Below are 881 nucleotides of genomic sequence, written 5' to 3'. Positions count from 1 at the left end.
CGTTCGGCAAAGGCACGATCGAGCACCGCCCGCAGCAGCATCACCGGTCCGCCCCGCCGGCATCCGCGCCGAACGACGCGCGAACGATGTCGAGCGCCTCGACCGGCGCACCCTCCAGCGTCGTCTCCATAATGCTCCACGATGCCAGATCGGGGTCACGCGCATAGGCCGCCTGGACCACACCATCGCGGATCTGCACCCACCATGCCACGATCCCGCGCGGTCCCTCGGCCACACCGATCCCCTCTCCCGTGCGTTCCGATACGGGTGTAACCGCGGACGGGGGCAACGCGTCCGCGGCCAGCGCACCGACCTGTCGGGCGGCGTCCGCGATTTCGTCCAGACGCAGGCGAATGCGCGCATCCACATCCCCGGCAGTCCAGCGCACTGGGCTCAACAGTTCGGCACGATACCCCGCAAGCGCGACGCGCAGGTCCAGGTCAAGGCCGGCCGACCGGCCGACCACACCACCCGTCCCGGCCCGGCCCGCAACCTCGCGTCGCACGACCCCCAGCGCCGCCGGCAGGGAACAGGCGCTGCGCGGACCGAACTGCCGCTCATACAGCGCGCGCCATTGCGTCACGGCATCGTCACGACCCGACGGCGCCAGAATGGCGGCCATATCGTCAACCAACCCCTCGACCACCGCACCCGGCGCCAGACCGCCCGGCTGGACGACGTCCATCAGGCGCCGGTGACCGAAATGGGCGCCACACAGCGCCGCGAATGCCTCCTGCGCGCGCTCGAACGTTGCCGCCAGAAACGGTGCGTCGAGCACGCTCATCATGCGGGCCAGATCATGCAGGTGCGTCATGATCCGCTCCAGTTCCCCCGCGATCGCCCGCCACGGCGCCGCCCCCGCCGCGGGCACCCACCCCAGC

At 71.2% G+C, this 881-nt stretch carries 1 protein-coding gene; it reads right to left on the bottom strand.

Features of this window, described 5'->3' with window-relative positions:
- Positions 1-40: 40 nt before the first annotated feature.
- Positions 41-881 (bottom strand): NADH-quinone oxidoreductase subunit D-related protein (locus HUK82_RS16920; protein ID WP_456304214.1); only part of this gene is annotated, 841 nt, incomplete at its 5' end.

It is taken from the genome of Ameyamaea chiangmaiensis, from assembly GCF_013376175.1.
Lineage (GTDB): Bacteria > Pseudomonadota > Alphaproteobacteria > Acetobacterales > Acetobacteraceae > Ameyamaea > Ameyamaea chiangmaiensis.
Note: the sequence above shows the minus strand (reverse complement) of the source record. Positions and strands in the feature narration are given on the sequence as shown.